This is a genomic window from Bullifex porci (assembly GCF_009695635.1).
Lineage (GTDB): Bacteria > Spirochaetota > Spirochaetia > Sphaerochaetales > Sphaerochaetaceae > Bullifex > Bullifex porci.
Genome location: NZ_VUNN01000010.1, coordinates 21,503 through 38,496, shown reverse-complemented (window position 1 = coordinate 38,496; position 16,994 = coordinate 21,503). Strand labels below are relative to the sequence as shown.

Annotated in this window: 17 protein-coding genes and 1 pseudogene; 12 read left to right on the top strand and 6 right to left on the bottom strand. The window is 35.0% G+C overall.

Features of this window, described 5'->3' with window-relative positions; translation table 11 throughout:
- Position 1: 1 nt before the first annotated feature.
- From FYJ80_RS06225 to FYJ80_RS06210, 4 genes are read right to left on the bottom strand one after another with little or no spacing between them, the layout of a single operon-like run.
- Entirely contained in the window at positions 2-829 is an 828-nt protein-coding gene (locus FYJ80_RS06225) for a carbohydrate ABC transporter permease (RefSeq protein WP_154425343.1), read from the bottom strand.
- Entirely contained in the window at positions 814-1,698 is an 885-nt protein-coding gene (locus FYJ80_RS06220) for a carbohydrate ABC transporter permease (protein WP_154425342.1), read from the bottom strand. Before FYJ80_RS06220 ends, FYJ80_RS06225 begins: the two co-directional genes overlap by 16 nt.
- 17 nt (positions 1,699-1,715) lie before the next feature.
- On the bottom strand, positions 1,716-3,020 hold the full coding sequence (locus FYJ80_RS06215; RefSeq protein WP_154425341.1) for an ABC transporter substrate-binding protein: 1,305 nt from the start codon (positions 3,018-3,020) through the stop codon (positions 1,716-1,718).
- An 18-nt stretch (positions 3,021-3,038) separates the two neighbouring features.
- A complete protein-coding gene (locus FYJ80_RS06210; RefSeq protein WP_154425340.1) occupies positions 3,039-3,614 on the bottom strand; it encodes an AAA family ATPase in 576 nt (191 codons plus the stop codon).
- A gap of 119 nt (positions 3,615-3,733) precedes the next feature.
- Between FYJ80_RS06210 and FYJ80_RS06205 the strand changes: the two genes are divergently transcribed.
- Genes FYJ80_RS06205 through FYJ80_RS06185 form a run of 5 tightly spaced genes read left to right on the top strand, consistent with a single transcriptional unit; the run spans position 3,734 to position 7,520 of the window.
- On the top strand, positions 3,734-4,618 hold the full coding sequence (locus FYJ80_RS06205) for an AraC family transcriptional regulator (RefSeq protein ID WP_154425339.1): 885 nt from the start codon (positions 3,734-3,736) through the stop codon (positions 4,616-4,618).
- A 56-nt stretch (positions 4,619-4,674) separates the two neighbouring features.
- Complete coding sequence (locus tag FYJ80_RS06200) at positions 4,675-5,271, top strand: Crp/Fnr family transcriptional regulator (RefSeq protein ID WP_154425338.1); 597 nt, start codon at positions 4,675-4,677, stop codon at positions 5,269-5,271.
- Complete coding sequence (locus FYJ80_RS06195; protein WP_154425337.1) at positions 5,268-6,242, top strand: ABC transporter substrate-binding protein; 975 nt, start codon at positions 5,268-5,270, stop codon at positions 6,240-6,242. The genes FYJ80_RS06200 and FYJ80_RS06195 overlap by 4 nt, the downstream gene beginning before the upstream one ends.
- On the top strand, positions 6,223-6,984 hold the full coding sequence (locus tag FYJ80_RS11930) for an ABC transporter permease (protein WP_154425336.1): 762 nt from the start codon (positions 6,223-6,225) through the stop codon (positions 6,982-6,984). Before FYJ80_RS06195 ends, FYJ80_RS11930 begins: the two co-directional genes overlap by 20 nt.
- The gene (locus tag FYJ80_RS06185) at positions 6,981-7,520 is read left to right on the top strand and encodes an ATP-binding cassette domain-containing protein (protein ID WP_154425335.1); all 540 of its coding nucleotides are present in this window, start codon (positions 6,981-6,983) and stop codon (positions 7,518-7,520) included. Before FYJ80_RS11930 ends, FYJ80_RS06185 begins: the two co-directional genes overlap by 4 nt.
- A 25-nt stretch (positions 7,521-7,545) precedes the next feature.
- Here the strand turns inward: FYJ80_RS06185 and FYJ80_RS06180 are convergent, their stop codons facing one another.
- Positions 7,546-8,571, bottom strand: coding sequence for an NAD(P)H-dependent amine dehydrogenase family protein (locus tag FYJ80_RS06180; RefSeq protein WP_154425334.1), 1,026 nt, complete (start codon positions 8,569-8,571; stop codon positions 7,546-7,548).
- 72 nt (positions 8,572-8,643) lie between these two features.
- Entirely contained in the window at positions 8,644-9,486 is an 843-nt protein-coding gene (locus tag FYJ80_RS06175; RefSeq protein WP_154425333.1) for a MerR family transcriptional regulator, read from the bottom strand.
- Positions 9,487-9,680: 194 nt separating this feature from the next.
- Here FYJ80_RS06175 and FYJ80_RS06170 point away from each other — a divergent pair, with 194 nt between their 5' ends.
- The 7 genes and pseudogenes from FYJ80_RS06170 (at position 9,681) to FYJ80_RS06140 (ending at position 16,918) form a co-directional block, all read left to right on the top strand.
- Positions 9,681-10,712 carry an ATP-binding protein gene (locus FYJ80_RS06170; RefSeq protein WP_154425332.1) on the top strand — a complete coding sequence of 344 codons (1,032 nt, stop codon included), beginning with the start codon at positions 9,681-9,683 and terminating at the stop codon, positions 10,710-10,712.
- A 33-nt stretch (positions 10,713-10,745) separates the two neighbouring features.
- Complete coding sequence (locus tag FYJ80_RS06165; protein ID WP_154425331.1) at positions 10,746-12,458, top strand: M3 family oligoendopeptidase; 1,713 nt, start codon at positions 10,746-10,748, stop codon at positions 12,456-12,458.
- Positions 12,449-13,612, top strand: a complete 1,164-nt coding sequence (locus FYJ80_RS06160; protein WP_154425330.1) for a class I SAM-dependent RNA methyltransferase — start codon at positions 12,449-12,451, stop codon at positions 13,610-13,612. The genes FYJ80_RS06165 and FYJ80_RS06160 overlap by 10 nt, the downstream gene beginning before the upstream one ends.
- 405 nt (positions 13,613-14,017) lie before the next feature.
- Positions 14,018-14,290 carry a type II toxin-antitoxin system RelB/DinJ family antitoxin gene (locus tag FYJ80_RS06155; RefSeq protein WP_154425329.1) on the top strand — a complete coding sequence of 91 codons (273 nt, stop codon included), beginning with the start codon at positions 14,018-14,020 and terminating at the stop codon, positions 14,288-14,290.
- Entirely contained in the window at positions 14,287-14,568 is a 282-nt protein-coding gene (locus tag FYJ80_RS06150) for a type II toxin-antitoxin system YafQ family toxin (protein WP_154425328.1), read from the top strand. The genes FYJ80_RS06155 and FYJ80_RS06150 overlap by 4 nt, the downstream gene beginning before the upstream one ends.
- A gap of 684 nt (positions 14,569-15,252) precedes the next feature.
- Positions 15,253-15,492 (top strand): annotated as a pseudogene (locus FYJ80_RS12245) (isochorismatase family protein); the annotation flags it as partial.
- 238 nt (positions 15,493-15,730) lie between these two features.
- A complete protein-coding gene (locus tag FYJ80_RS06140; protein ID WP_154425327.1) occupies positions 15,731-16,918 on the top strand; it encodes an ROK family transcriptional regulator in 1,188 nt (395 codons plus the stop codon).
- Positions 16,919-16,994 lie beyond the last annotated feature (76 nt).

The window sequence follows — 16,994 nt, the reverse complement described above, 5'->3', positions numbered from 1 at the left end:
ATTATCCTTTGATGCCAGATGATGAAACACCGGCAACGAAATATTTTTGTGTAACGATAAAGAGGATGATAACAGGAACAATAGCCATAGATGCACCTGCAAGCTGCATAGGTATGTTAGCACCACCTCTTTCCTGGAAGAACTTTAAAGCAGGTGTAATTAGCTGCTTCGAAATTGTATTGATGAACAAATATGGATCGATAAAGTTATTCCAAATATTGATAAAGCTGAATAGTACAGCAGTAGCAATTGATGCTCCAGAGAGTGGAATAAAGATTTGAAGCATTATTCGTAGGTTTGAAGCACCATCTATTCTAGCAGCTTCTAAGAAGTCCTCTGGCACAGATGAGAAGAACTCTGTTAAAAGCATTAGATAGAATACCTCACTGACCTCAGGTAAGATAATTACCCAAATAGAATCGAGGAGGTGAATTTGCTTAAAATATAGATATCTTGGTACCATTGTTGTCTCACCAGGAACCATCATTGTCGCAATTAATATAGCCCAAATAATTGTTCTTCCCTTAAATTGCATACGAGAGAATGCAAAGGATGCTGGAATAGTAACTGCGAGACGAAGAATTATAGTAACACATACAGTTACTATAGTATTTGAGTACCAATTAAAGAAGTTATCATTTCCAAGTACTGTTTTATAGTTTTTTAACGTCATGCTAACAGGAGCAAATATAGGCTTATAAGCATCTCCACTTGCTCTGAAGGATATTACTACCATCATAATGAATGGGAAAAGTGATAAAACACCTAAAACCCACATGACAATAGCAAAAGCATTAAGAGGCTCTTTTTGTTTTAGTTGTTTCCCCATAAATCCCTCACTTTATTTAATGCGTTGTTAATCATGACTATAAGTATTGTTAAGAGAACACCCTCAGCAGATGCAATACTAAATTTCATATATGTAAATGCATCCTCATATATTTGATATGACAGTGTTCTTGTTGAGGTACCAGGACCACCTGCTGTAAGACCTACTATTGTTGTATAGCTCTTAAAGGAGTTAATAACTGTAATAGTAAGCAGCATGAAGAGCGCTGGCTTTAGCATTGGTAGGATTATGTACCATAGCTTTTGAGTAAAGGATACACCCTCAATTTCTGCAACCTCATATAGATCCTTTGGGATTTCCTGAAGTGCTGCGAGTACAGTTATGATATTAAAGGCGAGTGCCAACCACGCGCCTATTACAGCGGCAGTTGGCAAAGCCATTGTTGGGCTAGATAGCCACTTTGGGCCAACTTGTCCAAAGAGTCGGAAAATGGCATTGATAGGACCCTTTGTTGGGTTTAATAGATATTTAAAAACGATACCAATAGCAATAATATTTGTTACATATGGCATATAGAACATCGTTCTAACAATCTTTCTACCCTTGAACTCATTATTGAAAAGTACACCAAAGAGAAAGCCAAAGAACATTACAAAGACAGTATAAACTGCTGCAAAGTAAAAGGACCTTCCAAGTGTTTCCCAAAATGTCTTGCTCGTTAAAACATTTATATAGTTTTTAAACCAAACAAAATCTATTGATGAAAGCTTTTTTGTAGAGTTTCTATCTAGGAAGCTAACAGCAAAGCCATATATCATTGGATAAAGCTTGTAAATTACGAACATGAGTACAAATGGTAGGATGAACAAATATGCACTCTTTTCGTTCTTTTTTGTTATCTGTGCCATTTTCCCCTTTCCTTATATTACTGAACGTTCTTGATTGCTTCGTTTACACGTGAACAAATCTTTGAAATTGTTGTATCGATATCCTGTAAATCCATACAGTAAGCAGCAACCTCATCATTTACGATTCTGTTGTATTCATCTGCAGCTGTACCGATGATATCAGACTGAGCAACACCCATTCCTGTGTTCATGAAGTTCTCATAGAGATCTGAAACTGTAACCTGTCCGTGAGAAGCATCTGCAATAGCACTGAATACCTGGTTCTGCTCTTCAGCTGTTAAAGAAGCAAGAGCTGGGATCTGACCTTCAAACTTCCACTGGTTCTGGCCAAGCCAAATGAGGTACTCAAGAGCTTCCTCTGGGTGCTCTGCATTCTTATTGATTGAGTAGTAACCCATAGAAACGAAGTTGTTGTTACCATCCTCACCAGCACTTGGAGTAGGAGCTACACCGTAATCCCAATCCTTTGGATAGTCTGTCTGGCTGTTGAGAAGTCTTGTAAACCAGTTACCCTGAACGAAGAGTGCAAGGTGGTCACCTGCCATAGCATAGTAGTTCCAGCTAGCATTTTCGTTAACAACCTCTTCTACTGGCATCTGGATCTTTAAATCATTACCAAGACTCTTATACCACTCGATAGATTCTCTAAACTCTGGAGCATCAAAGTTACATGTTCCATCTTCCTTGTAAAGAGGAATGTTCTTCTGCTTAGCTGATAAAATGAACCATGGGTTTTCGATGTTCATGTATGAACCATAGATACCTGCAGAAAGATCTGTTACCTTCTTAGCTGTCTCTACATATTCATCCCATGTCCAAGGACCCTCTGGGTAAGGAACACCTGCTCTGTCGAAGAGGTTCTTGTTGTAGAATACACAGTAAACCTCCTGCTTATAAGGAACAGCATAGTAGTGGCCATCATCACTATATGGAAGGTATGAGCCCCAAACCTCTTTAGCATCGATACCCTTTGATGCAATTAAGTCGTCAAGAGCTACGAAGTAACCTGCATCTGCTCTATTGTAGTAGAACTTTGGTCCGAGTGATGGAATTACATCGATTGTACTACCAGCTAAGAGGTCGATGTTTAATTTTGCATCGTGGTCAGCATCATTACCTGGAGTAGGCTGAACATCTACATGAATACCTGTTTCAGCTTCGAAAGCAGCATTCATGCTATTGAACCATTCTTCGTTTACATAACTTGCACGACAAACTGTAGTAACGACTCTAGTTTCCTGCTTTGCTTCCTTAGAACCAGAAGCAAACACTGTAGCTACTGCAATTGTTAAAAGCAGTAATGTGATGAGAGCTTTTTTCATTTTTTATTCCTTTATAATTTATTTATTGTTTTTTTCTTCTTCTAAAATCTTAAGAACTCTTTCACGATAGGTTTTATCTCTATCCTCCCACTCAGGAGATACTTGAGAACCAGTTGAATAGAAATCATCCTCATTTCTACCCTCCTGCTGTCCCTTAAGAGTGTGTTTATCAATAGCGTAATCAGGGATAATAGGCTTTAGATTTCCTCTCTTATACTCCTTAATTATCCAGTTATACATCTCATCACTTGAGCGATCCTTTTTGCTCTCGCAAAGATATCTAACTGCATGGATTGCTAAGAGACCTCTATCGCCTGGCTGCTTAAAGGTCTTTCTCATGTAATCAAGAACACCAATTAAAACAGCTGCCATTGGATTTGCAAGTCCTACATCCTCAACGCTAATTGTCTTGAGTCTGAACCAAAGATACTCTTCCATATCTTCGCTTGTTGTAATCATTTCATATGCTAAGGTTGCTGCATTTTCTGCATGGTTTCTTCTTATTTCTTTTTGAAGAGCAGAAATTACTAAGTCAGCAGCTAGCCCTGATCTAGTTTGGCACTTTTGCCATGGATCATAAGGAAAATCAGGCATTTTCACTCCTAAAATAATTTTTAAAGATAGAAAAAGCATATCGATATTTTTACGGACCATACAATAATATAAAGGCCCAAAAACTTTCGAAAAATTCTCATTTATGGTATTATGCTCCTATGAGATTTACGAGAGAAACAGTTCATGAGCCACAAAATGGTCGTGATAACAGACATATGTCATCAAAAGTAATCGAAGCTATTCCCTTTTATGATGCTAGGATAAAGCAAGGTGGATATGGCTTTTTATCAGATGATTTTTGGCTATGGAGAACTCCTCAAAGAGGCTTTTCAGCCTTTGTATTCACTCTCTCGGGAAGTGGTGTAATCATACTTGATGATGGAACTGAAGTAAATGTTAAGCAAGGAGATGTATTTATAAGCTCTCCTCAAGGTCAGGGGCACTATGAGTATACTCCAAAGGGAGAGACCTGGGAGATGCTTTGGGTAACTGTTTGGGGTGACTCTCCAATGTTTATACCACCATTTTCAGATTATGAAATTAGAAAATTTGATAACATAGAGGAGCTTAGAGTTAATATCCAAGGAATATTTAGAGAGGAGCTTTACCAAGACCATAGAAGTGAAGCTGCTATGGAAAAATATGAGCAGCTATTTTTAATTAGTATGGATCGTGCACTAGGCTTTAATGAGAGTAAAGCACTAAATCGTCATCGCCAAGAACTCTCTCAGCTATGGGTGAGAGTTTCAAGAACTCTATCAGATGTTTGGACACTCGATAGATTATGCTCTGAAACAGGTTACTCTAAAAGTCATTTATCAAGGATATGCCTTGAGCTATATAATAAAACACCTGGCGCGATGATAACTGAAATGAAAATGCAGCAGGCTAAGGTAATGCTTATTAACTCTGTTCAGTCTGTTGATAGAATAGCATCCCTTTTAGGATATTCACGATTATCTGCGTTTTCTTATGCATTTAAAGAGTATTTTGGTATGTCTCCTAGAGAGTATAGAGATACCTATACTAAGTTAAAAGTCTAAAAATGGACCGAAAAATAAGCTTGAAATAAGGTTTTATATATTATACCATACGCTGTATGGATATTTCTGAGCTCTTTACGATTCTCTCCTTTGACCAAAAGGATATTGTATGTATTAATGCAAGAAAGGGTCATCTAGTTGATGATGAAGCTAAGCTATCCTCTGTTGTATTAATAAAAAGTGGTCAGGTTGAGGTTAAGAGCTCAAATGGAACACTATTACAGCTATTAAACAGTGGTAGTGTATATGGAGTTTCAAATTTATTTGATGATGAAAAGCTTCAAACACGACTTTGCTGCTTAGAGGATTCTGTTTTAGTCTTTGTTTCAAAGGATGTATTTAGAAATAAGCTATTAGAAAATAAGGGTGCAATTAAGCTTTATTGTAGCTTTTTAAACTCTCGACTCTCCTTTTTACTTTCAAGAATTGATTTATTAACTCAAAGCTCCTCAAGAGAGAAGGTAAGACTATACCTTCTTGGTTCTAGCCTTGAATTCTCATCAAGAACTCAGCTTGCATCCTATCTTGGTATCGCAAGAAGTGCACTCTTTAAGGAGCTTAAATACTTTGAGGAGCTTGGGGCTATAGAAACTAAGGGACACAAAATAATTATTAAGGATATAAAAATATTAGAGGAGGATAAAAAACTATGAAGAAAATATTTTTATTACTCATTACTACTATGATTTGTGTATCACTCTTTTCAATGGGAGCTAAGGACGATGCAGATTATTCAATTTTAAACCCTACTAATGTAAGAGTTGCTGCCCTAAAGGGACCAACAGCTATGGGTATGGTAAAGCTTATGGAGGATAGTAAAAGCTCTTCTGTAAATGGAAATAGCTATGATTTCACAATTGTTGGAGCTCCTACAGAAATAACTCCTATGCTTGTTAAAGGTGAGGTTGATATCGCAGCTCTACCAGCAAACCTTGCAGCTGTTATTTTTAATAGTACTAAGGGTAAGGTAAGAGTAATTGCTGTAAATACTCTTGGAGTATTATATATCTGTGAGAATGGAAATAGCGTTAATAGCTTAGAGGATCTAAAGGGTAAGACAATTTACTCCTCTGGAAAGGGTTCAACTCCTGAATATGCTCTAAACTTTATCCTTGAGCAAAATGGTCTTGAGGATCTTCCAATTGAGTGGAAGAGTGAGCACACAGAGTGTGTTGCAGCTCTACTAAAGGACCCTAATGCAGTTGCATTACTTCCTCAGCCTTTTGCAACTACAGCAATGGTTCAAAACCCTTCAATTAGAATTGCACTTGATTTAAATAAGGAGTGGGATAATGTCTCTCCAGAGAGTGCTCTATTAACTGGTGTAGTAGTAGCTAGAACAGATTTTATTAATGAAAATAAGGTAGCTGTTGATAACTTCCTTGAAAGCTATAAAGAAAGTACAGATTTTGTTAATACAAATATTGCTGAGGGTGCAAGATTAATTGGAGAGGTTGGTATTGTACCTGAAAAGGTAGCTGCTTTAGCATTACCATATTGTAATATAGTTTGTATCAGTGGTGATGAGATGAAGGCTATACTACCTGGTTATTTAGAGGTTCTATTTAACGCAAATGCAAAGAGTGTAGGTGGAGTACTCCCTAGTGAAGAGTTCTACTATTGATGAGAAAATAAAATACACACTCTGTGTAATATTTTATTTATTACTTTGGCAATTAGTTTCAATGTGGATAGGCGAGGAGATTCTCCTCGTCTCTCCTATTAAGGTTTTAATTAGGCTATCAGAGCTAGTATTTGAGCTAGAGTTTTGGGAAAACATTGCATTTACCTGCTTTAGAATATTATCAGGCTTTGCACTTGCTCTATTAAGCTCCTGTTTAACATCTATTTTGTCATATCGCTTTAATAGCTTCAGAATAATGATGAAGCCATTAGTCTCTGCAATTAAAGCAACTCCTGTTGCTTCAATTGTAATTGTTGTTTTAATTTGGGTTTCTAGCAGGAATTTATCAATTGTTATTTCCTTTATGATGGCATTCCCAATACTATATTCAGCTCTACTATCTGGCTTTGATAATGTCGATGAAAAGCTAATAGAGATGAGTGATATCTTCTCATTTTCATTTATTAAAAAGCTTAAATATATTTATTTACCATCAATTATTAATAGCTTTATTACATCCTTAACAACTGCAATAGGGCTTGCTTGGAAAAGTGGTGTAGCTGCAGAGGTAATAGGATTGCCAGATGGTAGCCTTGGAGAAAGACTTTATGAGGCAAAGACCTTCCTAATGTCTCAGGATATCTTTGCTGTAACATTAACTGTTATAGCTATATCAATAATAATTGAAAAGGTAATTTCCTTAATTGTAAAGACATTAGCCACAAGGAGCCACTTAATATGATAATAACTAAGCATTATGGCACAGCCTGTGTGCTTTACAAAAAGAATATAGATATAAAAGAGGGGAAGAGATATCTATTTTGGGGCCGCTCTGGAATAGGTAAGACTACTGCACTACGTATTATTGCTAAATTAGAAAGTAATGAGGAGCCTTGTGATATTAAGCTTGGTAAAATATCGATGGTTTTCCAGGAGGACAGACTCCTTGAGTCCTTTACTGCAAGAGAGAATCTTTTGGCTGTTTGTGATGATAAGGCTATAGTTGATAGTGCTTTATCAGCTTTTAAGATACCTATTAACCAAAGAGTTAGAGAGTTTTCAGGTGGAATGAAAAGAAGAGTTGCTATACTAAGAGCACTTCTTTATGAGCACGATACTCTTTTAATGGATGAGCCCTTTACAGGACTTGATGATGAAACATATAAAAGTGTAATAAGCTTTATTAATGAAAGAGAAAAAGGAAAAACAATTATTATTGTTAGCCACGAAGAAAGAGTTAATAAGGATTTATTAATCGATGAAGTAGTAGAGTTTTAGGAGGGCAAGTTGCCCTCCTAAGTAATTAACAATGATATTCCATTGGGAATGTGAGATAGCTAATCTCATCGAGCTGGTCAGCAGTTACATATCCTGCTGGTGCATTTAATAGAGATGGAATTCTGTTAACGATTGTTGCACATGTGTGCTCAACTGTAGCTGGCTTTACAACGTGGAACTCTGTATTAGGCTCACCTGTAATCCACCAATCACACATATCTCCATCTTCTGGACCATATACTTTACCGATAGTCTCTTCTTCAACTGTGATACCCTGCATAGTCTCGATTGTTACAACTGCAGACATGCCGATACAGTTACCAGCTTTAATATCCTTTCCAAGTGTTGATGAGTAGATGTCCTTGTCAATGATGTATGGAACATGCTTTTGATCAATACTCTTAATTGTTAAGCCAAGCTTATTACAAATTGCTTCTGCAGCATTCCATGCATATGATGGTTCAAATTCAGCTGGATGAGCAATCTGAGCTTCAAACTCTTCCTTAGTTAAGTCACAACCATGAGCCTTAGCAAGTGCAAGACCATATTCATCAACGTTGTAGCTATATGCTCCCTTGATCTTCTCGATCTTATGACAGCCACCTGCAACTAAACCAACCATGTTAATCCAGAAGATATCCTGCATGCCACTTCCTGTGATTGTACAGCCATTAGCCTTTGCTAAAGCATCGAGCTTATTAATCTGAGCTGCTGAGGTTGTCCATGGGTAAATAGCCTCTTCACATGTTGTAATTACGTTGATACCTCTAGAAACACACTTTTCTACATGTGGATAAATATCCTTGATAAAGCTAAAGAGAGTTACGATAGCAACATCTGCATCACAGGAATCAAGAACCTTGTCTGCATCATCACTAATTAATACACCTGTCTTTACACCAAGGTTTGCATAATCGCCAACATCCATTCCCTGAATTGCTGGGTTTACATCGATAGCACCAACAATCTGAGCACCATTTTCATAAAGATAGCGAAGGATGTACTTGCTCATCTTTCCACAACCATACTGTACGACTTTAATCTTATCCATATCTGTATTCTCCTTATATAATTAAAGATAAAGTCTACTCTTAGTGTAGAGTCAAGAAAAATCGATAAAAAATTATTTAAATGCTACTGGGACCTGTAAACGTAAAAACATTTCACGCTCAGAGGTATTAAAAATATTAGCTTCACTCATTACCTCGCATATATAATCGCCAGATATTGTATATCCATTAGAGTTGCAATAATCTAAAAGCTTTTTAGCGCACTCTGCTTCATCTGAAAAGGAATCAACGTAGATGCATGCATACATCGAGCTATCTAATATTATTGATGATGGATGTAATAGTGAGGTTCTATGATCAAGAAAAACAAAGAGCTTCTCAGGTTTTAAAACAAAGTTTTTAAAGTTGTCCATATTTATTGATGTACCCACACTGTATGACTGCACATGAGTAAAGCCTGAATTAAGTAATTCACGTCTTAAATGACATAAGGAAGCTTCATAGCTCTCAATTCCATCTGTGTAAAAGTTTTTATCACAATCAATTCCCCAAATATATCTTCTATCTATATACTCAAGTGAAAGAGTACCGGTTGTTGGTGATTTTCTTCTTCTCTCAATATTTCTAATTGCCTGCTCGACTCTCTCGTGCTGTCTCTTTAATTCATCAATTTGTTTATGTATTTGCTCATTCTTCTTTATCAAAATATCTTCAATAATATTTAAGTCTTCTTTTTTAAGTACATCCTTTATCTCAGCAAGACTCATTCCTAAATCCTTCATGTAAGCAATCATATCGAGTCTAGCGTTTTGTCTAATATCATAGAATCTATAGTTAGTTTCCTCATCAACATATTCTGGCTTTATTAAGCCAAGCTTATCATAAAGCCTAAGCGTTGCAACGCTTAAATGATTAATATCAGCCATCTTTCCAATACTCATTAATTCTGCTTTCATTCTTAACCTCAACTCTAATGTAAATATAAGGTTTATAAATTATAATTCTAAAAGTAAAAGGTTGTAAAAGGAAAATAAAGTTGTAAAAGGTTGTAAAAGAAAATTGAAGTTGTAAAAGGTTGTAAAAGAAAATTGAAGTTGTAAAAGGTTGTAAAAAGTTGTAAATTATAAGTAAGTTTATTTTGGAGAAATATATGGATAATCCTTTTACTTTAACATTTGGAAAAGAACCATTAAGTATAATTAATCGAGATTATGAGATTAATGAGGTTTACGAAAGCTTTATTTCTCCTAATCCAGATTCACACACCTTTTTGATAACAGGTGTTAGAGGCTCTGGAAAAACTGTATTTATGACATCTATTGCAAATACTCTCAAAAAGGATAGGAACTGGATTGTTTGTGATTTAAGTTCTGATTTCAATTTGATAAAATCATTAACTGTAAACTTAAATAGTAAAAAAGAAGTATTTAATATAATTAAAAATGCTAAAATAAATGTTTCAATTTTAGGTTTTGAAATTGGACTTGAAAATCAAATGCAGGCTAATGATGTAGCTGTGTATTTGGATAAAATATTAAGTGAACTTACGAAAAAAGGAAAAAGAGTATTAGTGACAATAGATGAGGTTGTATCAAATAAAAATGTTAGAGAATTTGTTAGTCTTTTTCAAATTTTTCTGAGAAAAGAATACAATATATTTCTTTTAATGACAGGACATTATGAAAATATTAATTGTCTGCAAGATGAAAAAACATTAACTTTTTTATATAGAGCTCCAAGAATAGCAATGGGACCGATTAGTGAAATAGAAATAGCAAATAACTATGAAAAAATATTAGGTGTAGATAAGTTAACATCAAAAGAAATGGCTAAATTAACTAAAGGTTATGCTTATGCTTATCAAGCTCTAGGGTTTTTGTGCTTCAAATATAAAAAATCATATAAAGATATTCTTGATAAATTTGACCAACATCTTTGGGAATATGTTTATGAAAAGCTATGGGCAAAGCTGTCTGCTATTGATAGAAAAATTGTAAATGTAATTGCAAATGATGTTAATAAAGTTGAAAAAATTAGAATGGAATTAGGTATGAATTCAAATACCTTCACTGTTTATAGAAAAAGATTGATTAAGAAAGGTATCATTTATTGTCCTCAATATGGATATCTTGAATTTATTCTTCCTAGATTTAAAGAATTTGTTTTAGATATGTATTGCTAATAATTATTTGCTCATTGTGGTACAATTGCTACTATGAGCAAAAATAATTTACCACATTGGGATCTTACCCCGATTTATAAGGGTGTTGATACTCCAGATTTTATATCAGATTTAGAGAAAGTAGTTACTCTATCAAGTAAATTAAAGAGTGACATCGAAGCGCATAAGAGTCTATATGATATAGTTACAGCTCTTAATGAGATAATTACTATACAATCAACATTAAATTCCTATGCAAATGCTATTTTAACAACAGATACCTCTAATAGTTCATATATTAAGGCAGTTGGAAGTGTTGAAGAGGCACTATTAAAATTCCAAGAGGCTGAAGACTTATTTGTTAGTAAGATTAAGGATTATCAAAATGAGTTCTCAGACCCAAGATTAAAGGATTATTCCTATATATTAAATGAGTATCTAGTAGAAAGTACTCACCAAATGTCACTTGCCGAGGAAGCATTAGCTGCTGATTTAGCAAGAAGCGGAGTTGGTGCCTTTGAGCGTCTCTACGATAGTGTTTCTTCATCAATTTGTGATAATGATAAAACTGTTATCCAATTAAGAAATGATGCAACTAATCCAAATAGAGAGATTAGAAAAGCCTCCTATGAAAGAGAGAAGAGAGTTTGGAAGGAGCATGAAAATGCATTTGCTGCCTCACTAAATAGCATCAAGGGAACAGTTTTAACTCTTGAAAAGAGAAGAGGGTGGGCAGATCCTCTTGAGCACTCTGCATCTCAAGCTAGAGTATCTGTTAAGGCTTTAAATGCATTAATTAAGACTCTAGAGAATAATAGAGATATGTTTGCTAAATACTTTAATATTAAAGCAAAGCTTTTAGGTATTGATAAGCTTGCTTGGTATGATTTATTTGCTCCAGTTGGCTCTTTAACAAAGAAATATACCTTTGAGCAGGCTAAGGAGATAATAATTAAGTGCTATTCAGCCTTTGATCCAAGAATGGGTGCTTTTGCTAAAAAAGCATTTGATGAGAATTGGATTGATGCAGAGCCAAGAAAGGGTAAAGTAGGTGGTGCTTATGATACCTCTATGCTAAAGGTTAAGCAAAGTAGAATTCTTTCAAACTTTGATGGCTCCTACGATTCTGTATCTACTTTAGCTCATGAGCTTGGACATGCTTACCATGACTCTGTTGTTATGGAGATGCCAGCACTACTCTCTGATTACCCAATGACAGTTGCTGAAACAGCATCAATCTTTGCAGAGACTATAGTCTTTGATGCAATATTAAAGGATGCAAGTGATGAAGAGTCTGTTACATTAATAGAGAGCTATGTAGGCTCATGTGCTCAGGTTTGTGTTGATATTCTTTCTCGTTTCTACTTTGAGAGAAGTGTTTTTGAAAAGAGAAAGGATGGAGAGCTAACACCTGATGAATTTACTTCTCTTATGATTCAAGCTCAAGAAAACTCATATGGTGATGCAGTTGTAGATAAGCATGAGAGAATGTGGGAAGCAAAGGGCCACTACTACTCATCATCCTTTAGCTTCTATAACTATCCATATGCCTTTGGCCAGCTTTTTGCTCTTGGCTTATATGCAGCTAAAGATAAGACAGAGAACTTTAATGATAAATATCGTGAAATTTTAAAGCTTACTGGATCAACTAGTGCTAACAATGTTGCGCTATCTGCTGGATGTGATATCGAGACAGAGGAATTCTGGCAAGAGGGAATGAATTTCATCTCTACATTAATTGAGAGGCTTGGAAGCTATTGCAAGTAATAATTGAAAAACTAACACAGGGTGCAATTGGTCTTGCGCACCTGCCTGATGGAAAGATTTTATTTATTCCAGGAACTCTTCCTGGAGAAGAGGTATTAGTTAAGCATTACTCACAGAAGAAGGGATACTTCCTCTGTGAGGAGTTTGATATCATTAAAGAAAGTGATAAAAGAAGGATTAGCTCTTGCCCTTATTCCTCTATTTGTGGTGGTTGTGATTTCGACTTTGTTTCTAATAAGGATAGTGCTTACTTTAAAGAGGAGATAGTAAAGGATAATCTCTTGAGGATATCAAAGCTTGATCAATTACCATATTTCTTACCACCTGCTTATACAGATGAGGAAAGCTATAGAGCTAGAGCTCGTATCCACATATCATTAAAGGATAGAAAGGCAGGCTTTTTAAAGAAGGATAGTAATGAGCTTATTCCTATTACCTCATGTCCTCGTTTAGAAAAGAAGCTAAATGAAGAGGTTTTTCTATCTGATGAGTTTTTAAAGAGATATAGAGGCTTAATGTTTCAAAAGGGGATAAATAAAAAGACTGGACTTGCTGAACTATCTCTTTTTTGTGGTGATGATAGAATATCTGTTGAAAGTGAAGAAGTAATTAGAAGTGTTGATAATATAAAATACCACGTAAGTGCCAATGTATTTTTCCAATCAAATTTATTTGTTTTACCAAAACTATTCGAGTTTGTTAGAGAAAATGTAGTTGGCAATAAAATAATGGATTTATACAGTGGTGTTGGAACCTTCTCTGCACTATTTGAAGGTAGTGGCAAAAGCATAATAGCTGTTGAAAGGCAAAAGGAGTGCTTAAGATTATCTGAGAAGAATGCTCCATCTGCTAAATCAATTACAGATGATGTATTTAAGTTTGCATCTAAAACTAAAACAAAGGTTGATACTGTAATAGTTGATCCACCTAGAACAGGTCTAGATAAGGGTGTTCCAGAATTAATTATGTCCTTTGATCCTGAGAGAATTATCTACGTCTCTTGTGATAGCGTAACTCTATCTCGTGATTTACCAATGTTTAAAGGCTATAAACCAGTTTTAGCAAGAGTCTTTGATTTTTATCCTGGTAGCTCACATGTGGAGACGGTTGTATTGATGTCAAAAGTGAACACCCTCGCAAACGATAGGGGTTAAAATCAGCGTGGGTTTAATAGCAAACGTTAAAAGGTGAACACCCCTTAAAGTGCTGTTTTCCGAATCATAAAAAACAGGCTGATGAGGATGACCATCAACCTTTGCGGTTAGACCTATATGCTGATTTAATGATGCTTTTCACGATTACTTTCAAAGAATTTCTCCTTTTCCATTGTTTATGTTGGCAGAAGTTATAAATTCCAGTCATCATTAAAAAATAAAAATGAATCCATTATTGTGAACTAATGTCTATCTCTGATAGGGATCGAAGCAGTTAATATAAGAAAGAATGCATCAAAATGGAGCTAATTCTATTTCATGAATAGAAAATCCGTTTAATGTAATGACAATATGTTGTTAAAAAACGAAATAATGCATAATATTTGATTAATAGGAGATATTCATATGTCTACAACAAATCTGAATATAAGGACTGATAAAGATATAAAGGACCAGGCGGAAACTATTTATAACGAGCTTGGTATCAATATGACCACAGCTATTAACATGTTTTTAAGAGCAACTATTCGTGAATGCGGCATTCCTTTTGAGTTGAAGCTTGAGGTTCCAAACGATATAACATCAGCAGCTATAGCTGAAGGTAGAAAAATGATTAATGATCCTAGTGCTCCGAGATATACCAGTCTTGAGGCCCTAAAGGAAGCTCTTGAAATATGAAGTATGATCTTCAGTTTACATCCCAGTTTAAAAAAGATCTTAAGCTCGCAAAAAAACAAAACAAAGATCTTGGTAAGCTTTTTGAAGTAATTGATATTTTGGCAAATGGTGAAATACTGGATGCAAAATACAAGGATCATAGTTTGACAGGAAACTATAGAGGAACTCGGGAATGTCATGTAGAACCCGATTGGCTTCTGATTTATGAAATCCGTGGAGATGTCCTTGTCTTAATGCTTTATCGTTTAGGTTCTCATTCTGAGCTGTTTAAGAAGTGATGTATTTTCATTGTTTTGAAGTGGAGCTTGGAATGGTAAAATTCATGCCATATAGATATTTTTTCAATCACTATATGAGTGTCCTCATACCCCTTCGTTTCATAAACGATAGGTGTTCAAACCTCGGTTTTGGGAGAGTTATCGCCCTATTGTAAACACCCCTAATGCTAGATGTACTTCATGTCGTGTCGAGCCATGTGGAGATGATTGTCCTTTGCGTTGGAATAATAGTAGACATGGTTTGTGAGGACTGCATCATTTGATTCCAGATATTCAATGTTTTCAGTCTTTTTTTCTTGTTCTTTTTATGAGTCGATTCCTTAATATTGTATTTGTATCTTCAAATATCTTTATGCCAACTACGTTCATTAGAAGCATTGCACCTTCAATGAACTCTTATACTTCTGATTTTGGAACGAATCTACGTTTGCATGATCCTTTGGTTTTTATTGAGGCATGTCAGACTACGAACGCTTGGCAATCTTTCAATCAATTCTCCCTCGCATAAAGCAAATATTTTGACTAGATTATCTATATATAAAATAGCTATCTATAGCATGACATCATTATAGCACATTTTTATGGCATTACGCATTACAGCTTTTCATCTCACGGCCAAGGCGCGTGGGCTTTCTCGGCGGTTAATTTGTAACAGATGAGTTTGCAGACCAACTCTTTCTTACATCAGATAATATATTTTGCAAGAAACAAGCAAATGCCTTTTCATCTGAAGAGCTGATTTCATATCGTAACTCAAAGAATATTTCTGAGATAGAAATTATAGGTGTTGATGGAAATTCCTGTATCAAGGAAAGTGCAAAAGGTGCAATAAACAGTGGCTTCAGTGTTTCTATTTTATTAAACTGTATAGGTGTAGCTAATATACTTAGATTTGAAAATACAAAAGAAGATTTAAAAAAATAGGTGTAATGTTAAAGTGAATAATTAGACAGTTTTCAAATAGCTTAGATGCTTGGAAAGACAACAGTAGCTATTAATCTTATTAGTTACTTAAATGTTGAGAATTTAGCTTTAAATACATTAGGAACATTATTATGAAAGCATTTAGTTTTCATTAACAAGCCTTCTATCTTTCTAAACAACTTTTAGATTTAAAAATAAATTGATTTTTAAAGTGCCGTATCACTATAATTATAAAGTTATGTCATCTATTGTTCAGAATTCAAACCTTCAAAATGTTTTAAATTGTGTATATAAGATGGAATCCCCAACTAGAGCAAGAATTGCTCAACGACTTGGATTAAGTCGTACAGCACTTACATCCTTAGTAAATGAATTATTTGAATTAGATCTTCTATCAGAGAAAGAAACTGAAGAACATAAAAATGGAAGACCTGGTGTTATCCTCTCTCCTAACACTACTTCATGGTTTGCTTGTGGTGCTTCTTTTGATCAAAATACATGGTCCTTTGTTATTCTAAATTTGTTAGGAGAAGTAGTATATAGGCGACAAGTTCAGATAGACCCAGATCCAATAAAAACTGTTTCTAGTGATTACGCTGTATCTTGTCTTGTAGATACTCTACCAAGTGTTTTACAGCAGTGCCCTGGAAAATTATTACCTATGATAGGTATTGGAGTTCCAGGTTTTATTGATAAGGAACAAGGAATGATTGAATATGCATCAGACTTAGGCTGGAGAAATGTTAGAATTTCAAAGGCTGTTGAGGATGCTATTGGCTTGCCTGTTACTATTTTAAATAGACATATGACTTCGGGGCTTGCTGAATCAAGGATAGGTGCAGGAATTCATACAAAGGATATGGTATACCTTGGAATAAGTACTGGTCTTATAGCATGTAACTTTTCTGATGGTGATTTCTTAATTGGGTCAAACTATAATTTGGGTGAGGTTGGACATACAATTATTGATCCATATGGAACTAGATGCACCTGTGGAAAAAAAGGGTGCTTGCAAGCCGTAGCATCACAAACTGCATTGTGTAATAATATTAGAAGCCATTATGGTGATTCTTGGCCTTTCTCTTCTTTTACACCTTCCTTAGAAGAGATATATGATATAGCAACTAATAATCCTGACTCTATATGTGCTAAAGAATTAAGTGTTACAATTAGGTATATAGGTATTCTTTGCTCTAATCTATTTAATTTATTTAATCCAGATAGAATTGTTATTGGGGGGCCTGTTTCTGCATTATTTAAAGGAATTCTTTTAGATGAATTAGAGAGAGTAATAACTGAATCAGTTGTACCACATCATTTTGATAAATCAATGATAAAAACGAGTACCTTACAGAATTGGGGAAGCTCTATTGGTGCTGGCTTATTGGTGTTAGATAATATTCTATCTTTGGTGTTCATAAAATAAAATCTTTATACAAAATAATTTAATATTACATTTAGCGAAATCTATTAATGAAAAAGTATAATCTTTTTTTAATTTG

Coding starts and splice junctions, on each gene's coding strand:
- FYJ80_RS06225 (WP_154425343.1), bottom strand. CDS start 829: ATGGGGAAACAACTAAAACAAAAAGAGCCTCTTAATGCTTTTGCTATT.
- FYJ80_RS06220 (WP_154425342.1), bottom strand. CDS start 1,698: ATGGCACAGATAACAAAAAAGAACGAAAAGAGTGCATATTTGTTCATC.
- FYJ80_RS06215 (WP_154425341.1), bottom strand. CDS start 3,020: ATGAAAAAAGCTCTCATCACATTACTGCTTTTAACAATTGCAGTAGCT.
- FYJ80_RS06210 (WP_154425340.1), bottom strand. CDS start 3,614: ATGCCTGATTTTCCTTATGATCCATGGCAAAAGTGCCAAACTAGATCA.
- FYJ80_RS06205 (WP_154425339.1), top strand. CDS start 3,734: ATGAGATTTACGAGAGAAACAGTTCATGAGCCACAAAATGGTCGTGAT.
- FYJ80_RS06200 (WP_154425338.1), top strand. CDS start 4,675: ATGGATATTTCTGAGCTCTTTACGATTCTCTCCTTTGACCAAAAGGAT.
- FYJ80_RS06195 (WP_154425337.1), top strand. CDS start 5,268: ATGAAGAAAATATTTTTATTACTCATTACTACTATGATTTGTGTATCA.
- FYJ80_RS06185 (WP_154425335.1), top strand. CDS start 6,981: ATGATAATAACTAAGCATTATGGCACAGCCTGTGTGCTTTACAAAAAG.
- FYJ80_RS06180 (WP_154425334.1), bottom strand. CDS start 8,571: ATGGATAAGATTAAAGTCGTACAGTATGGTTGTGGAAAGATGAGCAAG.
- FYJ80_RS06175 (WP_154425333.1), bottom strand. CDS start 9,486: ATGAAAGCAGAATTAATGAGTATTGGAAAGATGGCTGATATTAATCAT.
- FYJ80_RS06170 (WP_154425332.1), top strand. CDS start 9,681: ATGGATAATCCTTTTACTTTAACATTTGGAAAAGAACCATTAAGTATA.
- FYJ80_RS06165 (WP_154425331.1), top strand. CDS start 10,746: ATGAGCAAAAATAATTTACCACATTGGGATCTTACCCCGATTTATAAG.
- FYJ80_RS06155 (WP_154425329.1), top strand. CDS start 14,018: ATGTCTACAACAAATCTGAATATAAGGACTGATAAAGATATAAAGGAC.
- FYJ80_RS06150 (WP_154425328.1), top strand. CDS start 14,287: ATGAAGTATGATCTTCAGTTTACATCCCAGTTTAAAAAAGATCTTAAG.
- FYJ80_RS06140 (WP_154425327.1), top strand. CDS start 15,731: ATGTCATCTATTGTTCAGAATTCAAACCTTCAAAATGTTTTAAATTGT.